This is a genomic window from Microtetraspora sp. AC03309 (genome assembly GCF_020826795.1).
Lineage (GTDB): Bacteria > Actinomycetota > Actinomycetes > Streptosporangiales > Streptosporangiaceae > Microtetraspora > Microtetraspora glauca.
Map to the genome: position 1 here is coordinate 18,414 of NZ_JADDIL010000062.1, position 20,242 is coordinate 38,655.

Below are 20,242 nucleotides of genomic sequence, written 5' to 3' on the forward strand. Positions count from 1 at the left end.
CGCCGCCGCGACGGCCTGTCATTCATGATCAAATCGAGTGATCGTCACCGCCGTGCTCCGCTAGTCTGCGGAGTGTGGGCGTGATTTCCCAGGCCGAAAAGAACCAGAAAGTCCCGGACAGGGTGGGTACACGACCGGCGCGTCGCCGGCTCAGCGTCGATCGGCGCCGTGAGGAGCTCATCACCGCCGCGCTGGAGTTGTTCAGCAGGCACGAGGCCGAAGACGTCTCGATCGACGATGTGGCCACCGCCGCGGGGGCCTCGCGAGCGCTGGTGTACCACTACTTCGGCGGCAAACAGGAGCTCTACGCCGCGTCGCTGCGCAGCGCGGCAGAGGAACTGGAGGCCCGGCTCCGCCCCGAGGGCGCGGAACGGCCCCTGGAACGGCTCTCTCAGGGACTGAGCCGATACTTCGACTTCGTCGAGGAGCACGCGGCCGGCTTCGCGGCGCTGCTCAAGGGGGGTCCCGCCAACAGAGCGGGCGAGGTCGGTGAGATCGTCGAGAGCGTACGGCGGCGCCTGCTCCGACTGATCACGGACGAGATGCGGGTCGCCGACCCGGGCCCGGTGCTGCGGATCACGCTCCGGTCGTGGATCGCCTCGGTGGAGACCGCGGGGCTCGACTGGCTGGAGCACCGCGACATGGAGCGGGCCGAGCTGGAACGCATGCTGGTGGACCACATGGTCGCCCTGCTGGAAGTCGCCGGGCGGCACGACCACCGCGTACGGGAGCTCATCGAGATGGGGCCGGCGTCCTAGGTGGTGCCGGTGGGTGCCTGCCGGGGACGAAGGCGCCGGGCGGGCGGCGCCGATACGGCACCTCCCGTGACCCGTATCGGCCACGGGTGAGTGGTGCCGTGATGGACGCGCTCACATCGCTGGCGTGTCTGACGCGAGCGCGCCGTCTCCCCCCTCGACTGGCGGACGACGCCCGACCCCTACTCGGAGCGCTGCTGCGGAATCCCCGCCAGCAGCGCCCGGACCTCGGTCTCCCGGTAGCGGCGGTGCCCCCCGAGGGTGCGGATGGACGTCAACTTGCCCGCCTTCGCCCACCGAGTGACGGTCTTGGGGTCGACGCGGAACATGGTGGCGACCTCCGCCGGGGTGAGCAGTGGCTCGGCCTCGGGTGTACGAGCTGACATGTGTGCGGCCTCTCCTCCGTGTGGACCGGCGACAGCGATCCTGCGACTTATCTTGGCGCTTGTCACGGATGTCCCCCAATGATCCATAAGTGCGGTTTCGTGGATCATTTTCGGTATCACCCGATGTGACCATACAGCCACGTAATGCGATTGGCGAGCCCTTAGGGAGCAACGCCCCGACCACGTGGTGATGTCACGCTCGGTGATTCTAGCGACACGCTTCGTGGTATCGCAGTGAAAACGGCAAACTACTCAGTTCGCAGATGTGAGATCGAACATCCCATGACCTAATAGTGCAGGTCGGGGGTGGCGATATGGGCTTTAGTTGGCAGACTGGAGAGCCTGGATCGACCTCCATCGGAGGACGACACGCTGGTACATCGCGAAAGCAAGTTCTTCCTGACCGTTGTCCAAACCGGTGAGCGCGGCGGCCAGCTCGGCGACCGACTGGTCGGCCTCCAGCGTCTCGTCGTCCATGAGGTGGACCAGCCCGCCGTAGTCCAACTCCACCAGCGAGTGGGGGTGGAACTCCTCCAGCCACCTGCCGATCTCTTCGAACTCGCCGAGAGCGGCCGTGTCCGGGGCGTGCCGTTTGATCACCCCGAGAGCCCTGGCCACCCGCCGGCGGGCCTGCGCCATCGACGTGACGTACAGCATGTTGCGCGCGGGGGCGGCCACGGCCTGCGCGCCCGGGTCGCCGCTCTCGGGCGTCTCCCCGCCGAGCACGAGCCACCGCTCCGTCGAGTCGAAGGGGACGAACCACGCCGTCGGCACGTGCCAGGTGCTGGTCTGGATGTACGTGCGCAACGACGTGCCGGCCCGCTTGAAACGATCGAAGTCGTCGGCGGTCCGCTCGGCGATCGCCCGCGGCACGAACCGGTCGGCCAGTTTCACCGGCGTGCCGCCGCGGAACGAGGCGAACGCCAGCCAGGACCGCAGCCTGGTCTGCCAGGGGCAGACGTAGAGGACGTCCTCCACTCTGCGCAGGTAGGCGTTGGGGCTCTCCTGCTCCGGAGCGGGCGACGGGGGAACCCGGAGGAGCCTGTGTACGGCCTCGCCGTGCTCGACGCGCAAGGCCCCCGCCCGGCGCGGCCGGTCCCGGGACTCGGCGTATGCGGTCCAGATTCTCTGATCCCGGGGGGAGAAAGCGGCCAGCGGCTCATAGACGCGGAGGTAGGCGGCATAGGGCAGCACACCTGAATCGTGCCATGAGGCCGGGGAACATGGGAGAGCCGTCTCGGCTTTTCATGATCGTACAGCTCGGCGTGGTTAGGCTGAGAGCGGCCCGCTCGCGAACTCCGGCGCCGCCTTACCCGGCGCGACGCCGAGCCCCCTGGGCGGGCCTGCGGATCCGCCGCGACGAGGCGGCGGACAGAGGCGGTCAGGAGTCACCACCGTGATCGACGTCTTCGGGCTCTCCCACAAGGACAGCAGGCCCATCAACGTCACGACCGGCGCGGACCGGAACGAGTCCACGACGGAATCCCCCACCAGGCGAGGCCCGCGACACGAGCAGGTCGTGTTCTGCTCGGACGAGCGCAGCGGCCTCTACGCGATCATCGCCATCTACAGCACCGCCCTCGGTCCCGGGCTGGGCGGCACCCGGTTCTACCCCTACGAGAGCGAGCAGGCGGCGCTCGTCGACGTGCTCAACCTCTCCCGCGCCATGGCGTACAAGAACGCCCTCGCCGGGCTCGACCACGGCGGCGGCAAGGCCGTGATCATCGGTGACCCGTCCACGGACAAGACCGAGGCGCTCCTTCGGGCGTACGGGCGGTTCGTCGAGTCGCTCGGCGGCCGCTACTACACCGCCTGCGACGTGGGCACCTACAGCGAGGACATGGACGTCGTCGCACGCGAGTCGTCGTACGTGACCGGCCGAACCCCGGCGCACGGCGGGGCGGGCGATTCCTCGATCCTCACCGCGTTCGGTGTCTTCCAGGGCATGCGCGCCGCCGCCGAGCACACCTACGGCACGCCCACGCTGCGCGGCCGGCGGGTCGGTGTCGAGGGAGTCGGCAAGGTGGGCCGCCGGCTCGTCGACCACCTGATCGAGGACGGCGCCGAGGTGGTGGTCTGCGACGTCAACGAGGAGGCCGTCGACCTCGTACGGCGGCGCCATCCGGCCGCGGACGTGGTCGCGGACGCCGCGACGCTGATCGCGTCCGACATCGACGTCTACGCGCCCTGCGCGCTCGGTGGCGCGCTGAACGACGCGACGGTCCCGCTCCTGCGCGCGGGGATCGTCTGCGGCGGTGCCAACAACCAGCTCGCCCACGCCGGGGTCGGAAAGCAGCTGGTGGAACGCGGCATCCTGTACGCCCCGGACTATGTGGTGAACTCCGGTGGAGTCATCCAGGTGGCCGACGAAATCGAGGGTTTCAACATGGAGCGGGCCAGGGCAAGGGCGGCTCAGATCTTCGACACGACCGCGAAAATCTTCGCCCTGGCCGCCGACGAAGGCGTTCCGCCGGCAGCGGCAGCCGATAGGCTGGCCGAGCGCAGAATGTCGGAAGTCGGGCGGCTTAGGGGCATCTGGCTCCGCCGCTGACCATCGACGCCCATACGACGTACCGAGCGGCGCGCAAAACAGGTACGGTTATAGGCGAACGAGAGACTGGCGCCTAAAGTCAGGTGGCGCCAGTGCGCGGTGCGTTAGCGACGAGGGGTCCGGTGCGACCCCGCATGAGGGGGTCGAGCCAATGGGGCGCGGCCGAGCCAAGGCCAAGCAGGTCAAGGTCGCCCGCCAGCTGAAGTACAACAGCGGCGGCACTGATCTTGAGCGTCTGCGCGCGGAGCTCGGAGTCGTGGACGAGGGCGATTCCGGCCACAGTGACGAGCAAGACCCTTACGACGAGCTGGCTGATCGGTACGCCGATTACGCCGTCGACGATGACGAGGGCGACGGCAAAGACTCGTCCCGACGCCGTTAGCCGTTCCTGACAGCGGGCGAGGTGACACCACCCGGCGATGGCCAGACCACGCCGGGTGACTTCACGTTGTCAAGGGTCCGATCGAGCGCCCCGGTGATGCCGGGGCGCCTTTTGGCGTGTACGGCACGTCGCCGGTGCGTGAAGGACCGCCTGGCCAGGCGCGGCGCCTGACCAGGAACGGGCTTCACCGGGTTCGGCTGTTTCAGGGCTCGGCGGCTTCAGCGGTACCGCGCGGCGCCGGTGCCGGGGACGACCTCTCCGAGCACCCAGGCGGGCACGCCCCGCTCGGTGAGCACGGCCACCGCCCGGTCGGCCTGATCGGCGGGAACGACGGCGCACATCCCCACGCCGAGGTTGAACGTCCGGTCCATCTCGGCCTGAGCCACGCCGCCGTGTCCGGCGAGCACCTCGAAGATCGCGGGCGGGGTCCACGAACCCCGGTCCAGCACGGCGTCGGCCGTACCGGGCAGGGACCGGGCGAGGTTGGCCTCCAGGCCGCCGCCGGTGATGTGCGCGAAGGCGTGCACCTCGACCTCCCGGATCAGCGCGAGGCAGTCCAGGGAGTAGATGCGGGTGGGTTCGAGCAGCTCCTCGCCGAGCGTGCGGGACAGCTCGGGAAGCTGCCGCTCAAGGTCCAGGCCGGCGGTCTTGATGACATGCCTGACCAGGGAGTATCCGTTGGAGTGCACTCCGCTCGACGCCAGGGCGAGCACCACGTCGCCGGGCCGTACACGGTCCGGGCCGAGCAGCTCGTCCGCTTCGACGACGCCCGTGCCCGCACCGGCCAGGTCGTACTCGTCGGGGCCCATGGCTCCCGGGTGCTCGGCCGTCTCGCCGCCGACGAGCGCGCAGCCCGCGAGTCGGCACCCCTCCGCCACGCCGCCCACGATGTCGGCGATGCGCTCGGGCACCACCTTGCCGCAGGCGATGTAGTCGGTCATGAACAGCGGCTCGGCGCCGCACACGACCAGGTCGTCGACGACCATGCCGACGAGGTCGATGCCGATCGTGTCGTGCTTGCCGAGGCGCTGCGCCAGCATGACCTTGGTGCCGACGCCGTCCGTGGACGTCGCCAGGAGCGGACGGCGGTAGCGCAGGAAGGCCGAGGCGTCGAACAACCCGGCGAACCCGCTGGCGTCGTCCACCACCTCGGGACGCCGGGACCGGGCGACCCGGGACTTCATCAGCTCGACGGCCCGGTCACCCGCCTCGATGTCCACACCCGCGGCGGCGTAGCTGGTCATGTGTTCCCCTTCGTCAATCGTGCCCGGCCGTTCTTCCGGCGACCGGTCACAGCTGCCCTTCCAGGACGTACTTGCCGACCTGGTCCTGGTCGATCGCGATGGGGTACTCGCCGGTGAAGCAGGCGCGGCAGAGCCGCTCAGCCGGGATCGTGGTCGCCTGGGTCAGCCCCTCAAGGGAGATGTAGCCGAGAGAGTCGGCGCCCAAGGAGGCGCGGATCTCCTCCACGGACAGCGACCCGGCGATCAGCTCCGCCCGGGTGGCGAAGTCGATGCCGTAGAAGCACGGCCATGCGACCGGCGGCGAGGAGATCCGCACGTGGACCTCCGTGGCGCCCGCCTCGCGCAGCATCTTGACGATGGCCCGCTGGGTGTTGCCGCGCACGATCGAGTCGTCGACCACGATCAGCCGCTTGCCCTGGATGACCTCGCGCAGCGGGTTCAGCTTGAGGCGGATGCCGAGCTGGCGGATGGTCTGCGACGGCTGGATGAAGGTCCGGCCGACGTAGGAGTTCTTCACCAGGCCCTGGCCGTACGGGATGCCGCTCTGCTCGGCGTAACCGATGGCCGCGGGGGTGCCGGACTCCGGCGTGGGAATGACGAGGTCGGCGTCGACCGGGTGTTCGCGGGCCAGCTGGCGGCCCACCTCGACCCGGGTCGCCTGTACGCCACGGCCGGCGATCGTGGTGTCCGGCCGGGCGAGGTAGACGTACTCGAACAGGCAGCCCTTCGGCGCGGCGGCGGCGAAGCGGCGGGAACGGACCCCGCGCTCGTCGATCGTCAGCAGCTCACCGGGCTCGATCTCGCGGACGAACGTGGCGCCGACGATGTCCAGCGCGGCGGTCTCGGACGCGACCACCCATCCGCGCTCAAGCCGGCCGAGGACCAGCGGCCTGATGCCCTGCGGATCGCGAGCGGCGAACAGGGTCGTCTCGTTCATCCAGACCAGGGAGTAGGCGCCCTTGACCTGGGGAAGCAGCTCGGCGGCCGCCTCCTCGATCGACTGCGCGCGATCCTGCGCCAGCAGCGCCGTCAACACCTCGGTGTCCGTCGTCGCCCTGATGACGTCCGGCGGGAGCCGCAGCGAGAGCTCCCCGGTGTTGATCAGGTTGCCGTTGTGGGCGAGCGCGAGGCCCCCCTGGTCGGTCGAGCTCAGCGTGGGCTGGGCGTTCTCCCAGACGCTCGATCCGGTCGTGGAGTAACGGCAGTGCCCGATCGCCACGTGACCGCGGAGGGTTCCGAGGATGGACTCGTCGAAGACCTGGGACACCAGGCCCATGTCCTTGTAGACGAGGATGCGGCTGCCCTCGCTGACCGCGATGCCCGCGGACTCCTGCCCGCGGTGCTGCAGCGCGTACAGCCCGTAATAGGTGAGTTTGGAGACATCTTCCCCGGGGGCCCACACGCCGAACACGCCACAGGCGTCCTTGGGTGCGCGATCCAGGGAATCGAGGTCATGGCTCAGTCGGCCGTCGCCTTTCAGCACATGCTTGAGTCTATTTCGGCCTTCTCCCTGCTCGCGCACGCGGGTACGGAAAGTCTCGGGGAAACGATCGACTGGGCTTTGCCGTGTCGCCCGGGTTGCGCCGCCGCCCTCCGGGAGAGCCTTGGGTCTCCGGCATGCCCAACTCTGGTCCGGGAGAGAGCGACCGTGACGACACCTGAGAACCCCGCGTGGGAGCCCGCGCGCGACCAGCGGCCCGAAAACGAGACCCGCCCGGACGAGCAGAGGCTGGTCCTTCCAGTGAACTCCTGGGACGAACCCGATCTTGAAGGATCCTGGTGGGAGCCCTCCGGATACCGGGAGCCCACCCCGGCCCAGCCCGGCGAAAACCGGCCGTCAGCTTTCGGCGAAATCGCCGGCGAAGCGTCGCGTACGGACGACCGGCCGGTCTCCACCCCGGGCGCGGGTGACCTGAGTGGCACCGCTGGCTGGGGGGACCGGAGTGACCGGCGCCGCGCCGAGCCGGGCGAGCCGGACCTCGGCGAGTGGACCGACTGCGGATTCTCCGACGATCTCGCGGCGACGGACCCCGGCTACCGGTCGTGGGCGGAGCCGGAGACCACCTGGGAGAGCCTCAAGGCGTGGGCGGCACAGGATCCACTGGCGAGCGACTACCCTCCTGTCGCCCGCACGACCCCGTCTTCTGAGCGTCCGGTGACGGACCCCGGCGGGGAGGGAGGGGCGGCAAGCGTGCCACCGACGGCCATCCCGTCCCAGATCCCGCCCTCGCACGTTCCGCCGTCCCAGATCCCGCCTTCGCACGTTCCGCCGTCCCAGATCCCGCCTTCGCACGTTCCGCCGCCGCAGGCTCCGCCGTCCCCGTCGGCGTCTCCGGGGTTGTCGCAGGCGCCTTCGCACATTCCGTCGCAGGCCGGCCCGCAGGGACCGGGGGCGTACCCCGAGTCCTCGGCCGACTCCTCCACGGGATCGTGGAGCGACCCGTACGCGGGACCCCAGACCGGTGCGCACACGACTCACTATCCGGGAGCTCACTCGGGCCCCCAGACAGGTCCGTACGCGAGCGCGCCCATGGACGCTCAGCGGGTTTCCCCCACCGGCTCCGACGATTACACGGTGGCCTATCCGTCCGACATCCCGACGCCGGTGCCTCTGAGCGGATGGGCTCCACCCGTCTCGCCGGGCCCGTTCACGCCGCCGCTCCCGGCGCCCCCGGCGCCTCCCACGCCGCCGACACCACCGACTCCGCCGCGCTCGGAGTCGCCGATCGTCTCCGCGGGCGGCTCCGGGGTGCTCCGTGACACGGACGCCTTCCAGAGCGTCGCCCAGGGGCGGCCGCCGACGACGAGCCCCGTCACCGGGGCGGACTCCGCGATCTGCGAACACTGCGGGATGCCGCAAGGGACCACGCGGTTCCCAGGAGTCACTCCCGGGGCAGCCGAGGTCGCCGCGACGACCGGGCCCCTCGCCCAACTGGGGCTGTCCGCCGGAGAGGACCGGGCCACCGGCAACGGCGCCGGCTCCAACGGCGGAGGCCACGTACAGGTGCTCAGGACGAGCACCCAGGACGAGCCGGTCAACTGGGGAGACGGCGGGGAGGACTACGTCCGGGTCTACGGAAAGGACTCGGGCACTGAGGGCCCGGAAGAGCCGCAGGGCCGTCCGGGCGAGCCCGGCGAGGGAGTTCCGGGCGCTCCGCGACAGCCCGAGGAGGGCCGGCCCTCCCCGGAACGCTTCGGCGACCGGATCCCTCCCGGCAACGGCGGGAACCTCGCGGCTGACGGGGGCGGGCAGCCGCCCTCGGGCGACCGGCCGGTCTATCCCGGCGAGCCGGGAAGGTACGGCGGCGGCCCCGGGTACTACCAGCAGCCGCCGAAGCGGGGCGGCGGGCTGGGCACGGCCGCGATGGTGCTCGGCATCGTCAGCATCGTCCTGCTGTTCGTCTGCGGCATCGGTACGGTCACCGCGGTCGTGGGCGTGATCCTCGGCGTCGTCGCGCTCGCGACCGGCTCCAGCAAGAGCCGCGCCGTCACGGGCATCGTCCTCAGCGTCGTGACGCTCGTCCTCGCCGCCGTGTTGGGGGTCGTGTTCTACAACTGGTTCCAGGCCAAGGGGCTTGGCGAGTGTTTCGACATCAGGACGCATCCCACCCAGGCGTCGACCCAGCGCTGCATCGAGGAGAAGCTGAGCGGGTCCGCCCTCTCCGGCGTCACCCCGCTGACGCGCCCCTGACACACGGAAGACCCCGCCTGGCGTCGATCGCGGGCGGGGCCGGGGCGATCACGGGCCCGGGGAGCCCCCGGATCAGGGAAGCGGGAGGTAACCGGACAGGTCGGCGCGCGACCCGCTGGCGGCGATCCGGCCCGAGGCCAGCGCGGTGTCCCAGGAGACGCGACCGGTGGCGAGCTCCAGCCAGGTGCGCGGATCGGTCTCGATGACGTTCGGAGGGGTGCCCCGCGTGTGGCGCGGCCCCTCGACGCACTGCACCGCCGCGTACGGCGGAACCCGCACCTCAACCGTTCGGCCCGGAGCGAGCGCGGCCAGCTCGTCGAGCAGGTGCCGTACGGCGAAGCGCGCGGTGTCCCGAAGAGGGGTGAGGCCGCCCGCGTACGCCCCGAGCACGGCCGCCACGCAGGCTCCGGGAGCGGCCGAGTCGGGTCCGGCGAACGGAGGCTCCCCCAGGGCCGAGAGCTGGGCGTCGAGGGCGGCACGGACCTTCGCTGGGTCGAGTTTGCGCGGCGGCATCCGCCCATTCTCCCCGCACCGGCTGCGACCGGCCTCCTTGCACCGGTCGTGACCGCTCTTCCCACGCTGGCCGCGACCGGTCCTGCCGCACCGGTCGTGACCGCCTCCCTGGGTCGGTCGTCGGATGGGGGCGCGCGCGTAGGGGTTCATCAGTTGGGTAACTGGGGTTCACCTCGGGTTCGAGCGGCAGCCGTACCTTCCGACGGAGAGCCATCCCGAGTGCTCGACTACCGCTCGAAACCCCCATGGAGGAGCTGTGGCGAATCCGTCGCCGCGCCGGGTCCTTCCGCTGCTCGACGCCCCGCACAAGGGTGGCCGCAGCGCGATGACCTGCCGTTTCCGTTGTGGCAACGCCTGCGATCACGACGTGCCGAACACCACCGACAACGAATATTTCGGCGACCTCGCCGCGGCCGCCGTCTCGCGCCGTGGCGCGCTGAGGGCGGGCGCGCTCGGCGCCCTGGTCGTCACGGCGGGCGCGGCCGGCATGGCGGCGGCGGTACCGGCCGCGGCGGAGCCCGACGCCTCGGCGGCGGCCTTCGGAAAGCACGGCAAGCCGGGGAAGGGCGGGCTGGCGTTCACCCCCGTCGTCCCGAACACCCAGGACGCCCTTGTCGTGGCCGACGGTTACGAGTCCTCCGTGGTCGTGCGCTGGGGAGACCCGGTGACGGAGGACGCGCCCGCGTTCGACTTCGACAACCAGACCGCCGAGGCGCAGGCCAGGCAGTTCGGTTACAACTGTGACTACGTGACGTTCTTCCCGCTCGGCCCGAACCGGGGCCTGCTGTGGGTGAACCACGAGTACACCAACGAGGCGTTGATGTTCCGCGGCTACACCGACGGTGGCGCCGCGCCGGTCGAGCAGATCAAGATCGCGCTGGCCGCCCACGGCGGATCGGTCGTGGAGATCCGCAAGAACGGCTCCTCCGGACGCTGGGAACTGGTCACCAAGGGCCGCCGTCGCTACAACCGGCGGATCACCGCCCAGACGCGCTTCACCATCAGCGGCCCCGCCGCCGGAGGCGACCTGCTGAAGACCGCGGCCGACCCGTCCGGCCAGACCGTGTACGGCATGCTCAACAACTGCTCGGGCGGCACGACGCCGTGGGGCACCGTTCTCACCTGCGAGGAGAACTGGAATCAGTACTTCGTCGGTGCCAACGGCGTGCCCGAGGAGCAGAAGCCGTACCTGACGAGGTACGGGCTGAGCACCACCAGCGCGATCCCCAGCGGCAGCCGGCGGTTCGACCGCGTCGAGGAGCGCTTCGACCTGGCCAAGCACCCGCACGAGGTCAACAGGTTCGGCTGGGTCGTGGAGATCGACCCGTTCGACCCGAACTCGACTCCGGTGAAGCGGACCGCCCTGGGACGTTTCGCGCACGAGGCCGCGACCACGACCCTGGCGAAGGACGGCCGGCTGGTCGTCTACATGGGCGACGACGGCCGCTTCGAGTACCTCTACAAGTTCGTGTCCACGAAGCGGTACATCCACGGCTTCGACCGGCACAACCGGAGCCTGCTCGACGAGGGGACGCTCTACGTCGCGAAGTTCACGGGGGACAGCCCCGCGGCCGAGATCGACGGCTCCGGCAAGCTGCCGTCCGACGGCGCCTTCGACGGCTCGGGCACGTGGATCCCGCTGGTGACCGGCTCGACGTCGCACGTGCCGGGCATGACGGCCGAGGAGGTGCTCGTCTACACGCGGCTCGCGGCCGACAAGGTCGGCGCGACCAAGATGGACCGGCCGGAGGACGTCGAGCGCAGCCCGGTGACCGGGGCGGTCTACGTCGTGCTGACCAACAACAGCAACCGCGCGGCGGCCAACGTCGATGAGGCCAACCCCCGGATCGGCAACAAGCACGGGCACATCATCGAGATCGTGGAGGCGGGTGACGACGCGGGGCGTACCACGTTCGCCTGGTCGGTCCCCCTGGTCTGCGGCGACCCCAAGGACCCGGGGACGTACTTCGCCGGGTTCGACAAGACGCAGGTCTCGCCGATCTCGTGCCCGGACAACATCACCTTCGATGCGGAGGGCAACCTCTGGATCTCCACTGACGGCAACGCGCTGGCCGCGAACGACGGCCTGTTCGCGATGCCGCTGCGCGGGTCGGACCGCGGCCACGTGCGGCAGTTCCTCACGGTTCCGTTCGGCGCGGAGACCTGCGGCCCGCTGATCAGCCCCGACCAGCGCAGCGTCTTCGTCGCCGTGCAGCACCCCGGTGAGATCAACGGCGCGACTCCGGACAACCCGTCCAGCAGGTGGCCCGACGGGACGCAGCCGCGTCCGTCCGTCGTGGTGAGCTGGCACAAGCAGGGCAAGAAGATCGGTTCCTGACGGCGGTCCTCCGTACGGCCGGCGCGGCGCGGCGCCGGCCGTACGGGTTTCCGGGCTCGCTCGTACGGGGTCAGCCGACGGGCTCGGCGACGGGGGCCTCGACCGGCGCCGGTGCCGGCGCGGTACGGCGGGTGCGCAGGGAGTAGAGGCTGACCGGCACGCCGACCAGGATGATCGCCGCGGCGATGAGCAGGGTGAAACGGTACGCCTCCAGGAAGGTGTGCATGGGCGCCCCGGTCAGGGAGCTCTGCCGGTTGGTCATGATCGCCCCGAGGATCGTGATGCCGAGCAGCCCGAACACCTCGCGGGAGACGTTCAGCACGCCTGAGGCCACTCCGGCCCGGTCGGCGGGCATGACGTTCAGGACGACGTTGGTCAGCGGCACGAGCAGCCCCGCGCCCGCGCCGTACAGCAGGAACCAGGGCAGTAGGTCGAGGTAGCCGCTGTTCTCGCCCGCGCTGGACAACCAAGCGATCGCGACGGCCATCACGCCGAGCCCGGTGGCCACGGTGGGCGCGGTGCCGAACCGCGCGGCGATCCGGGGCGAGGTGGCCGCGACGGCCGCCGTGAGCAGGGCCATCGGCACGAACGCCGCGCCCGCCTCGATGGGGCTGAACCCGAGGGCGCTCTGCAGGTAGAGCGCGGTGAAGAAGTAGATGCCGAACACCCCGAACGACCACAGTCCCTGGGACAGCATGCCTCCGACGAAGACGCGTACGCGGAACAGCGAAAGGTCGATCATGGGCTGGCCGGCACGGGACTCCGCGACCACGAAGGCGATCGCACCGGCCGCCGCGAGGCCGAACGCCCCGAGGATCGGCGCCGAACCCCATCCGCGCGACTCGCCCTCGATGAGCGCGTAGGTCAGCGCGAAGAGGCCGACCGCCGAGGACACGAGGCCGGGCAGGTCCAGGCCGGTACGGCGACGCTCGGCCCGCGGCACGCGGATCGTCAGGAAGCCGAGGATCGCGGTCAGGGCGCCGATCGGCGCGTTGATCAGGAAGATCCAGCCCCACTGGGCGTTCTCGCTGAGCAGGCCGCCGGTGAGCGGGCCGACGGCCAGCGCGAGGGCGCCCACCGCGCTCCAGATGCCGACGGCCGTGGCGCGCTCGCGCGGATCGGGGAAGATCGCACGGAGGATGGCGAGCGCGGTCGGGGCGAGTATGGCCGCGCCGACCCCCTGGAACGCGCGGGCCGCGATCAGCGTCTCCTGGCTGCCCGCCAGACCGGCCGTCACGGATGCCACGGTGAACACGCCGAGGCCGGCGAAGAAGGTGGTCCGCACGCCCAGGACGTCGGCGAGCCGGCCTCCGACCAGCAGCAGCCCCGCGAACACCAGGATGTAGGAGCTGACGATCCACTCCAGTCCGGAGATCGTGAGCCCCAGGTCGCGCTGGATCGTCGGCAGCGCCACGTTGACCACGTTGTTGTCGAGGTAGGTCATGAAGGTCGCGAGCGCGACCGTGACCAATGCCCACCATCTTCTCTGCATGCTGTCTCTCCTATACGGCGTACTTGTACGGCGTACATGTACATTGCATAGGAGAACTTGTACGTCGTATAGTTGTCAAGTGGGATCCGAGAAGCTGTCCAGGGAGGCCCTCGTCGAGCGGGCCGTCCTACTCGCCGACGCCGAGGGGCTCGAAGCCGTCACCGTCAGGCGCCTGGCCCAGGAGCTCGGTGTCACACCGATGGCGCTGTACTGGCACGTCAAGAACAAGGACCAACTCCTGAACTGCCTGGCCGACCACCTGCTCGCGGAGGTCACGCCGGAGTTCGACCCGGCGGCGCCGTGGAACGTGCGCGTACGGGCGATGGTCGAGGCGCTGGTCGCGGTGATGCGGCGGCACCGCTTCATGCCCGGCCTGTTCGGGATGGTCGTGAAGGACGAGCTGGCCAGCTTCTCCCGGGCCACTGACACGGCGCTCGACCTGCTCCGCCAGGCGGGGTTCACCCTCCAGGAGGGATACCTGGTCGCCACGTACCTGCTGCACGGGGCGATGACGCTCGTCGACCACGAGCCCGGCTGCCCACCCAGCGTGCCGCAGGAGCAGGCGGCCGAGTGGCGGCGGCAGAAGCGGCTGGCCCTGGAGTCCATGCCCGCCGACCGGTACCCGCGAATCGTCGAGTACGCCAAGACCGTCGAGGAGGAGATCGATGTCGAGCGTTACTACACGTTCGGCCTCGATCTGCTGCTGGGCGGCGTCGAGGCGCTGGCCGCCGCGCGGCGTTAGGCCATCAGGCCGGGCGGGAGGGTCAGGAGACGTCCGGCACGACGGTCCCGCCGCGGCGGGGCGCGCGGGCGAGCGCGGAGAACACCGTGCCGAGCACCGCCAGCCCGAACAGCACGGCGTAGGTGCGCCAGAAGCCCGTCATGAGCTGGTCCAGCGCCACGGGGCTCAGCCGTGAGAGCGTCCCCGCGTACACCTGGGAGCGGAGCTCCGGGCTGACCGCGCTGGTCAGGACCCCGAGCGTGAGCGCGATGCTGACCGCGACCCCCGTGTTCATGGCCATCAGGCGGAAGGCGTTGACCACGCCCATGTTCTCCGGCGGCAGCCCGCTCATGACCTGGGTGGTGTTGCCGGTGAGGAACGTTCCGCTGCCGCAGCCGGTCATGAACAACCCCGCCGCCAGGATCCAGTACGGCGTGGTGGGGCCGGACCCGAGGAGCAGGATCAGCAGCCCGGCGACGCAGAGCACGCTGCCGCCGAGGGCCAGGGCGTACGGGCCGACCCGGCGGCCGAGCGTGCCCGACACCGGCGAGCCGAGGCCCATCCCGAGCGCCACGGGGAGCACGCCGAGACCGGCGGCCAGCGCGTCGGCTCCCCGCGCGGTCTGGAAATACAGGCCGGCGAGCAGGATGAGCGACGCCCGCGCCACGGCGTTGCAGAGTGTCGCGAGGTTGGCCATGAGGAGCACCCGCTCGCTGAGCAGGCGGAAGTTCAACACCGGGTTGACGGCCCGGCGCTCGGCCGCCACGAGCACCGGCACCAGTGCCAGCGCGATCAGCCCGGCGACCAGGCTGCCCTCGCTGACCGCGAACAGCGTCGCCGACAGCGCGGCGAACACGATCAGGTTGCCCGCCCCGTCGAGCGACTGGCGGGGGCCGGACACGGGCAGCCTGCGCAGGGTGAACATCCCCCAGAGCAGGGCGAACAGCCCGGCCGGCACGTTGATCCAGAAGATCCATCGCCAGCCGAGGGTGTCGGCGATGAGCCCGCCGAGTGTCGGCCCCGCGAGCTGGGCCACCGAAAGCACGCCGAAGTAGAAGCCCATGCCCTGACTCAGCCGGTCCGGAGGAAAGGCGTCGGTCAGGATGAGGGTCCCGTTGGCGATGATCATCGCCGCTCCGATGCCCTGCACCGCGCGCAACGCGATCAGCAGACCCACGTCGGGCGCGAGACCGGACAGTAGCGAGCCGGCCGTGAACAGGGCGAACCCCACGAGGTAGACCTCTCGCTTGCCGAGCAGGTCGGAAACCCGGCCGAAGAACACCAGCGTCGCGGTGTTGGTCAGCATGTACGCCAGCAGGATCCAGTTCGACGCCAGCGGACCGGCGTCGAAGTGCCGTACGACCGCGGGCAGGGCCACGTTCAGGGTGCTGCCGCTCATGCCGATGAGCAGCATCCCGAGGGAGGTGACGGAACAGACGCGCCAGGCGTACCGAAGAGCAGGGGCGTAATCCGGCATATCGGGCTCTAGCGGGACGCTCACCATGCCCGCGATTCTCATGTACGGCGTACGTGTGATGACAGGGCGATCCCGTATGGCGGGACCGGAGGCGGTATCCACCGGTACGACAGAGACTGAAACAGACTTGTGATGTTTGGCCGGTCATCCTGTGGAACGTTCGAAACGTCCCCTCAGCACCAAGAGTTTTCGAGCACTCACTCTTGCTTTCAGAAGGGATGCCTCCGTGGCTATCAAGTTGCCGGGTGGACGCACGATCGGTGTTCTGACGATCGGCGCACTCGCCGGATCGTTGTTCGTGGTGGGCGGCATGGCCAGCGCCTCCTCCGCGTCCTCGGCCTCCAAGGTCATCTACGGCTGTGTGAACAAGAAGACGGGCTACGTGCGGATCGTCAACGCGACGACCACCTGCAAGCCGACCGAGTACAAGACCTACTGGAACCAGACGGGTCCCGAGGGTCCCGTGGGCGTCGGTGGCACCGGCGCGACCGGCGCGCAGGGGCCGCGCGGTCTCCAGGGCGCGAAGGGTGACAAGGGCGACACCGGCCCGGCCGGGCCGCAGGGTCCGAAGGGAGACACCGGCGCCACGGGTCCCCAGGGGCCGAAGGGCGAGGCCGGCCAGAACGGCACCCCGGGCGCGAAGGGTGACAAGGGAGAGAAGGGCGACACGGGTCCGCGCGGTCTGCAGGGCGAGAAGGGCGCGACCGGCGCCACGGGCGCGAAGGGTGACACCGGTCCGGCCGGGCCGCAGGGTCCGAAGGGCGACCCCGGCACCGGCGGATCGGTCGCGCCCAAGGTCGTGGCGCAGTCCTTCGCCTTCGGGGGCCACAGCGACTCCAAGATCGTCTCCTGCCCCACAGGGAAGGTCGCCACCGGCGGTGGCTACACGTTGAGCAGCGGCAGCGCCTCCGGACAGATCTACGAGAGCGCCCCCTCCCCGGCGACCAGCGGTTCCACGCCGACCGGCTGGGAAGTCTCCGGCAAGAACGCCACGGGCACCGCGTACGCCATCTGCGTCTAGCCTGAGCGGCGTCTGAGCGAGTGAGCGCGGCGGGCACCACGAGGCCCCGCCGCTCACCCCGGCGGACGTGAGCGGGGTGGCGGCCCGCCGCCACAGCCAGGAAACGTGTGAAGGCCCTTCCGGACATCGGGTGCCGGAAGGGCCTTCATTCATGGGCGACGGTTTCGGGCGGCGGGCCGGATCGGGCTCTCCGCGCGCGAAGGGCGCTGCCGCCGGCCGGATCACCCGGTCCCCTCCGGTGAGAGCACGGACGAGGGGTGGTAGCGGCCGGACAGCCGGGCCAGCTTGAGGCTGAGATGCAGGCTCAGCCGCTCCACGCCATCCCTCAAATCGGTCTCCGCCAGCTCCTCGACCCGCTGGAGCCGGTAGTAGAGCGACGTACGGTGCAGGCGCAGGCGGCGCGAGGTGGCCTGCGCGTTGCCGGCGAGATCGAGGTAGATCTCCAGCGTCTCCAGCAGCGGCCGGTGCTGGGCGTCGTCCAGCAGCTTCTCCAGGCCCGGGTGAAGGTTGCCACCGGGGATCCCGGTGAGCATGCGGTAGACACCGAGCCGGGTCCACTCCGCCGAGCGCCCGAGTTCCGGCACCTTCGCCGCGACCTCGGCGGCGTGCAACGCCTCCTCGTACGACTCGGACGCACGCGAGAGCGAGGGGCGCGGCCCGCCGATCCCGATCAGGATCGGCGCCCCCAGAGCCGCGCGCATCTCCTCGGGGAAGGCGGTGGTGCCCGCGGTGAGCAGTACACCGTGGTCGTAGCGCACCAGGTGCAGGGGATGGTGCCCGGACAGGCGCCGCCGTACGGCAAGCAGCCCGCGCTCCAGCGTCAGTCGCAGCGCCTCGTCGGCTTCGGCGGACAGGGGCCTGGCGACCGCCACCGTGACCGGGGCGGCGGGAGGGAAGGCGCCCGCCTCGACCAGGGTCCGGGCGGCCTCGGCCTCCCCGCGCAGCAGACCCGTGACGGCTTCGAGTTCCCGGCGCGAGGCCAGACCGGAGGCCAGGCTCTCATGGAAGAGAGCGAGGGCCAGCGCGGGCACGGCCGCTGTGGCGACGGCGATCTCCGCCTCCGTCATGACGGGGCCGACGTCGACGAACCAGAGGAAGCCCAGCGGCCGGCCGTCGTGCCGTACGGGGACGCAGATCCGGGGCAGCAGCCCCAGCTCGGCGGCGCCGGGCGTGCGCAGCGGGCCGGTCGCCTCGTGGATGCCGGCCGCCCGCAGGAAGGCGCGCACCTCCGGGGTGGTGTGGCGGCGCAGGATCGAGTCGCGGCGGACGTCGTCCATCGGCCCGTCCTGCACGCTGTAGGCGATCACGCGCTGGTGGCCGTCCTCGAGCAGCAGCGGCCGGCCGAGGCGCAGGGCGAGCTCGTCCACGATGCGCTGCAGATCCGCCACCTGGCCTCCATCTGGACATTTCAACATCTGTAGGAGGAGTGTCCGTCGGTCTTCCCTACATGTGACCGATGATCTGCGTCAAGGCGGTATATAGCGTCTTGAATCGTGAAAGCCCCCAAGAAGCTGCTCCAGTGCCTGCTGGCGGCCATCGTGCTGGCCCCGGCGGCCCTGGCGGCGACGCCCGCGTCCGCAGATCCCTCCCAAGATCCCGAGCATCCGTGGCGGCGTGACCACTGGCCCCAGACCCAGCCCTGGCAGCGGGACCAGCCCGACGAGTCGCAGGCGCTACGCGGCCGCCCCTCGCGGGTCGTCGCGCCCATCGACCCGCAGAACTGGAAGAACCCCGACCACATGACGTGGGCGGATTACACGAAGGTTCCCGGCACGAACTGGGCGGACCCGGCCGTCAAGGGGTCCGCGCGCACCTTCAAGGGCGCGCTGGTGCTGCTCGACTACCCCAACCAGTCGTTCGTCGTCACCCGGCCCCAGGGCTCGACGGTCTTCGGCAACCCCAGTGCCGAGGCCAACAACATTCCCCGTGACCAGGTGGCCCGGTTCTACCAGGACTTCCTGAACACCCCCAACCAGCTCAACAAGGGACACACCATCCACGAGTACTGGATGGAGGACTCCGGCGGCCGTTACGGCGTCGAGCTGACCGGATTCGGGCCGTACACCATGCCGGGCAAGTCGCACGAGTACGCCATGGAGTACCAGCGCGACGCCTGCCCGGCGGGGGACACCTGCACCAAGAACCTGCGTACGGACGGCAACGCCGCCTGGCTCGCCGACGTCGGCCAGGGGGTGGCCGACGACTTCGACTTCGTCTTCTATGTCAGCGCCGGGCAGGACGAGTCGTCCACCTGGCAGGAGTTCGGCATGATGAAGTTCCCCACCAAGGAGGACGTCACCGACGAGTTCGGCCCGCCGGATCCGAACCTGCCCAACTGGTCGAAGACCCGCTACGTGGACTGGACCTCCTGGGCCTCGGGCTCCACGTTCTGGCCCAACGCCCGCTTCGGCGTCGACTCGGTCCAGACCGAGAGCTCCGGCATGGGGGTCTACGCCCACGAGCTGAGCCACATCATGGGCATCGCCGACAACTACAACAACCCCTATGGCACCCCGATGCGCCGGGCGTACACCGGCATCTGGGAGATGCTCAGCCGCGGTAGCTTCAACGGGCCCGGTGGCCCGCACAGCCGCTGGCTGATCCCGCCCACGGCCGGCGCGTCGATGGGCGCCCAGCACATGCTGCGCAACAAGATCAAGCTGCAGATGGTGGACGAGCGGAACGTGCTGCGCCTGTCTCGCGACGCGCTCGACGACTCCGGTCTCGTCGTCGCCACGGTGACGGCCCGTGCCGCCGAACCGGGCAAGAACGGCCTGATGGGCGTCAACATCTCCTTCGACACCGGCGACAAGTCCACCGGCTCGTGCGACACGCGGACCGACCCGCTCTGCGACGGCGGCAACTACGACAACTACACCGTCGAAGTCGTCGACCGCATGGGGACCGACTCCTTCACCCCCGACGCCGGCGTGCTCCTGACCAAGACGAAGAACCAGGACAGCGCCCCGTTCGAGTGGGTGATCGACGCCAACCCGCAGGACATCGGGATGACGGACTACGTGCTGCCGGACGGCACCAAGGTCCCGATCACCATCGGCGACTACCGCCAGCTCTCCGACGCGCTCTTCCACGCGGGCACCGACTCGGGCAGCCAGTACGAGTATGTGGACCAGGCCAACCGCCTGCACTTCTACGTGATCGACGTGCGGCGCGACGCCAAGGGGATCTTGTCCTATACGGTCGCCATCCGCTCGCTGGACGGCGTCGGCCCGCAGAAGCGCGGCGTCAAGCTCCTGCCGGGCGCCGGCGTCCCCGCCGCCCAGAAGGGCGTGTCGACCTGCCGGTTCCCGCTGTTCAACACCGGTAAGGCGGCGGCCTCCCAGGGGCAGCACCCCGAGGACGTCAGCGCGTACCTGACGAGCGACGTCTACCGGCTCAAGGCCGAGGTCGAGGGGGCGGGCTGGACCACGATCACGCCCAACGCGCTCGCGTCCGTCGGCTTCGGCGACCACGAGTTCGTCACCGTTCACGCCCAGCGGGCCGACGGGGGCAGCCGCCACGCCACCGTCACGCTCACGGCCACCTCCGAGAGCGACCCCACCAAGACGATGTCCGCCACCTGCCGGGTGGTCGGACTGTAACCAACCACGAGCGGCGAGAGGCCCTCCCGGACGGTGTGTCCGGGAGGGCCTCTCGCCGCATGTCGTGAG

At 70.3% G+C, this 20,242-nt stretch carries 16 protein-coding genes; 8 read left to right on the forward strand and 8 right to left on the reverse strand.

Annotation, left to right across the window (positions count from 1 at the left end):
- The first annotated feature begins 122 nt into the window (after positions 1–122).
- The gene (locus IMZ11_RS30380) at positions 123–758 is read left to right on the forward strand and encodes a TetR/AcrR family transcriptional regulator (RefSeq protein WP_228645851.1); all 636 of its coding nucleotides are present in this window, start codon (positions 123–125) and stop codon (positions 756–758) included.
- Positions 759–937: 179 nt separating this feature from the next.
- On the opposite strand, the gene bldC is transcribed toward IMZ11_RS30380, so the two are convergent.
- Both bldC and IMZ11_RS30390 read right to left on the reverse strand, forming a co-directional pair.
- Positions 938–1,141 carry a developmental transcriptional regulator BldC gene (gene bldC / locus IMZ11_RS30385; RefSeq protein WP_013133571.1) on the reverse strand — a complete coding sequence of 68 codons (204 nt, stop codon included), beginning with the start codon at positions 1,139–1,141 and terminating at the stop codon, positions 938–940.
- 321 nt (positions 1,142–1,462) lie between these two features.
- The gene (locus IMZ11_RS30390) at positions 1,463–2,335 is read right to left on the reverse strand and encodes a hypothetical protein (protein ID WP_228645852.1); all 873 of its coding nucleotides are present in this window, start codon (positions 2,333–2,335) and stop codon (positions 1,463–1,465) included.
- A 202-nt stretch (positions 2,336–2,537) separates the two neighbouring features.
- Between IMZ11_RS30390 and IMZ11_RS30395 the strand changes: the two genes are divergently transcribed.
- Positions 2,538–3,692 (forward strand): Glu/Leu/Phe/Val dehydrogenase dimerization domain-containing protein, encoded by a 1,155-nt coding sequence (locus IMZ11_RS30395; protein ID WP_308066871.1) that lies wholly within the window; start codon positions 2,538–2,540, stop codon positions 3,690–3,692.
- Between the two features lie 151 nt (positions 3,693–3,843).
- On the forward strand, positions 3,844–4,074 hold the full coding sequence (locus IMZ11_RS30400) for a DUF3073 domain-containing protein (protein ID WP_061260039.1): 231 nt from the start codon (positions 3,844–3,846) through the stop codon (positions 4,072–4,074).
- A gap of 218 nt (positions 4,075–4,292) precedes the next feature.
- On the opposite strand, the gene purM is transcribed toward IMZ11_RS30400, so the two are convergent.
- Both purM and purF read right to left on the reverse strand, forming a co-directional pair.
- On the reverse strand, positions 4,293–5,318 hold the full coding sequence (gene purM, locus IMZ11_RS30405) for a phosphoribosylformylglycinamidine cyclo-ligase (RefSeq protein WP_228645853.1): 1,026 nt from the start codon (positions 5,316–5,318) through the stop codon (positions 4,293–4,295).
- 46 nt (positions 5,319–5,364) lie between these two features.
- Positions 5,365–6,801: an amidophosphoribosyltransferase gene (gene purF / locus IMZ11_RS30410; RefSeq protein WP_228645854.1), complete on the reverse strand. Its 1,437-nt coding sequence runs from the start codon at positions 6,799–6,801 to the stop codon at positions 5,365–5,367.
- Positions 6,802–6,966: 165 nt separating this feature from the next.
- Here purF and IMZ11_RS30415 point away from each other — a divergent pair, with 165 nt between their 5' ends.
- A complete protein-coding gene (locus IMZ11_RS30415) occupies positions 6,967–9,009 on the forward strand; it encodes a DUF4190 domain-containing protein (protein WP_228645855.1) in 2,043 nt (680 codons plus the stop codon).
- Between the two features lie 72 nt (positions 9,010–9,081).
- On the opposite strand, the gene IMZ11_RS30420 is transcribed toward IMZ11_RS30415, so the two are convergent.
- Positions 9,082–9,522: a sterol carrier family protein gene (locus tag IMZ11_RS30420; RefSeq protein ID WP_228645856.1), complete on the reverse strand. Its 441-nt coding sequence runs from the start codon at positions 9,520–9,522 to the stop codon at positions 9,082–9,084.
- A 256-nt stretch (positions 9,523–9,778) separates the two neighbouring features.
- Here IMZ11_RS30420 and IMZ11_RS30425 point away from each other — a divergent pair, with 256 nt between their 5' ends.
- Positions 9,779–11,860, forward strand: coding sequence for a PhoX family phosphatase (locus IMZ11_RS30425; protein WP_228645857.1), 2,082 nt, complete (start codon positions 9,779–9,781; stop codon positions 11,858–11,860).
- Between the two features lie 70 nt (positions 11,861–11,930).
- On the opposite strand, the gene IMZ11_RS30430 is transcribed toward IMZ11_RS30425, so the two are convergent.
- Positions 11,931–13,352 carry an MFS transporter gene (locus IMZ11_RS30430; protein WP_228645858.1) on the reverse strand — a complete coding sequence of 474 codons (1,422 nt, stop codon included), beginning with the start codon at positions 13,350–13,352 and terminating at the stop codon, positions 11,931–11,933.
- Positions 13,353–13,431: 79 nt separating this feature from the next.
- Between IMZ11_RS30430 and IMZ11_RS30435 the strand changes: the two genes are divergently transcribed.
- Positions 13,432–14,094 carry a TetR family transcriptional regulator gene (locus IMZ11_RS30435; protein WP_228645859.1) on the forward strand — a complete coding sequence of 221 codons (663 nt, stop codon included), beginning with the start codon at positions 13,432–13,434 and terminating at the stop codon, positions 14,092–14,094.
- 22 nt (positions 14,095–14,116) lie between these two features.
- Here IMZ11_RS30435 and IMZ11_RS30440 read toward each other — a convergent pair whose 3' ends face one another.
- Positions 14,117–15,592: an MFS transporter gene (locus IMZ11_RS30440; protein WP_308066872.1), complete on the reverse strand. Its 1,476-nt coding sequence runs from the start codon at positions 15,590–15,592 to the stop codon at positions 14,117–14,119.
- 184 nt (positions 15,593–15,776) lie between these two features.
- Here IMZ11_RS30440 and IMZ11_RS30445 point away from each other — a divergent pair, with 184 nt between their 5' ends.
- Positions 15,777–16,571 (forward strand): collagen-like protein, encoded by a 795-nt coding sequence (locus tag IMZ11_RS30445; RefSeq protein WP_228645861.1) that lies wholly within the window; start codon positions 15,777–15,779, stop codon positions 16,569–16,571.
- A gap of 221 nt (positions 16,572–16,792) precedes the next feature.
- Here IMZ11_RS30445 and IMZ11_RS30450 read toward each other — a convergent pair whose 3' ends face one another.
- Positions 16,793–17,959 (reverse strand): CdaR family transcriptional regulator, encoded by a 1,167-nt coding sequence (locus tag IMZ11_RS30450; protein ID WP_228645862.1) that lies wholly within the window; start codon positions 17,957–17,959, stop codon positions 16,793–16,795.
- A gap of 105 nt (positions 17,960–18,064) precedes the next feature.
- On the opposite strand from IMZ11_RS30450, the gene IMZ11_RS30455 reads away from it, so the two are divergent.
- Positions 18,065–20,173, forward strand: a complete 2,109-nt coding sequence (locus IMZ11_RS30455) for a M6 family metalloprotease domain-containing protein (protein ID WP_228645863.1) — start codon at positions 18,065–18,067, stop codon at positions 20,171–20,173.
- Positions 20,174–20,242: the final 69 nt, after the last annotated feature.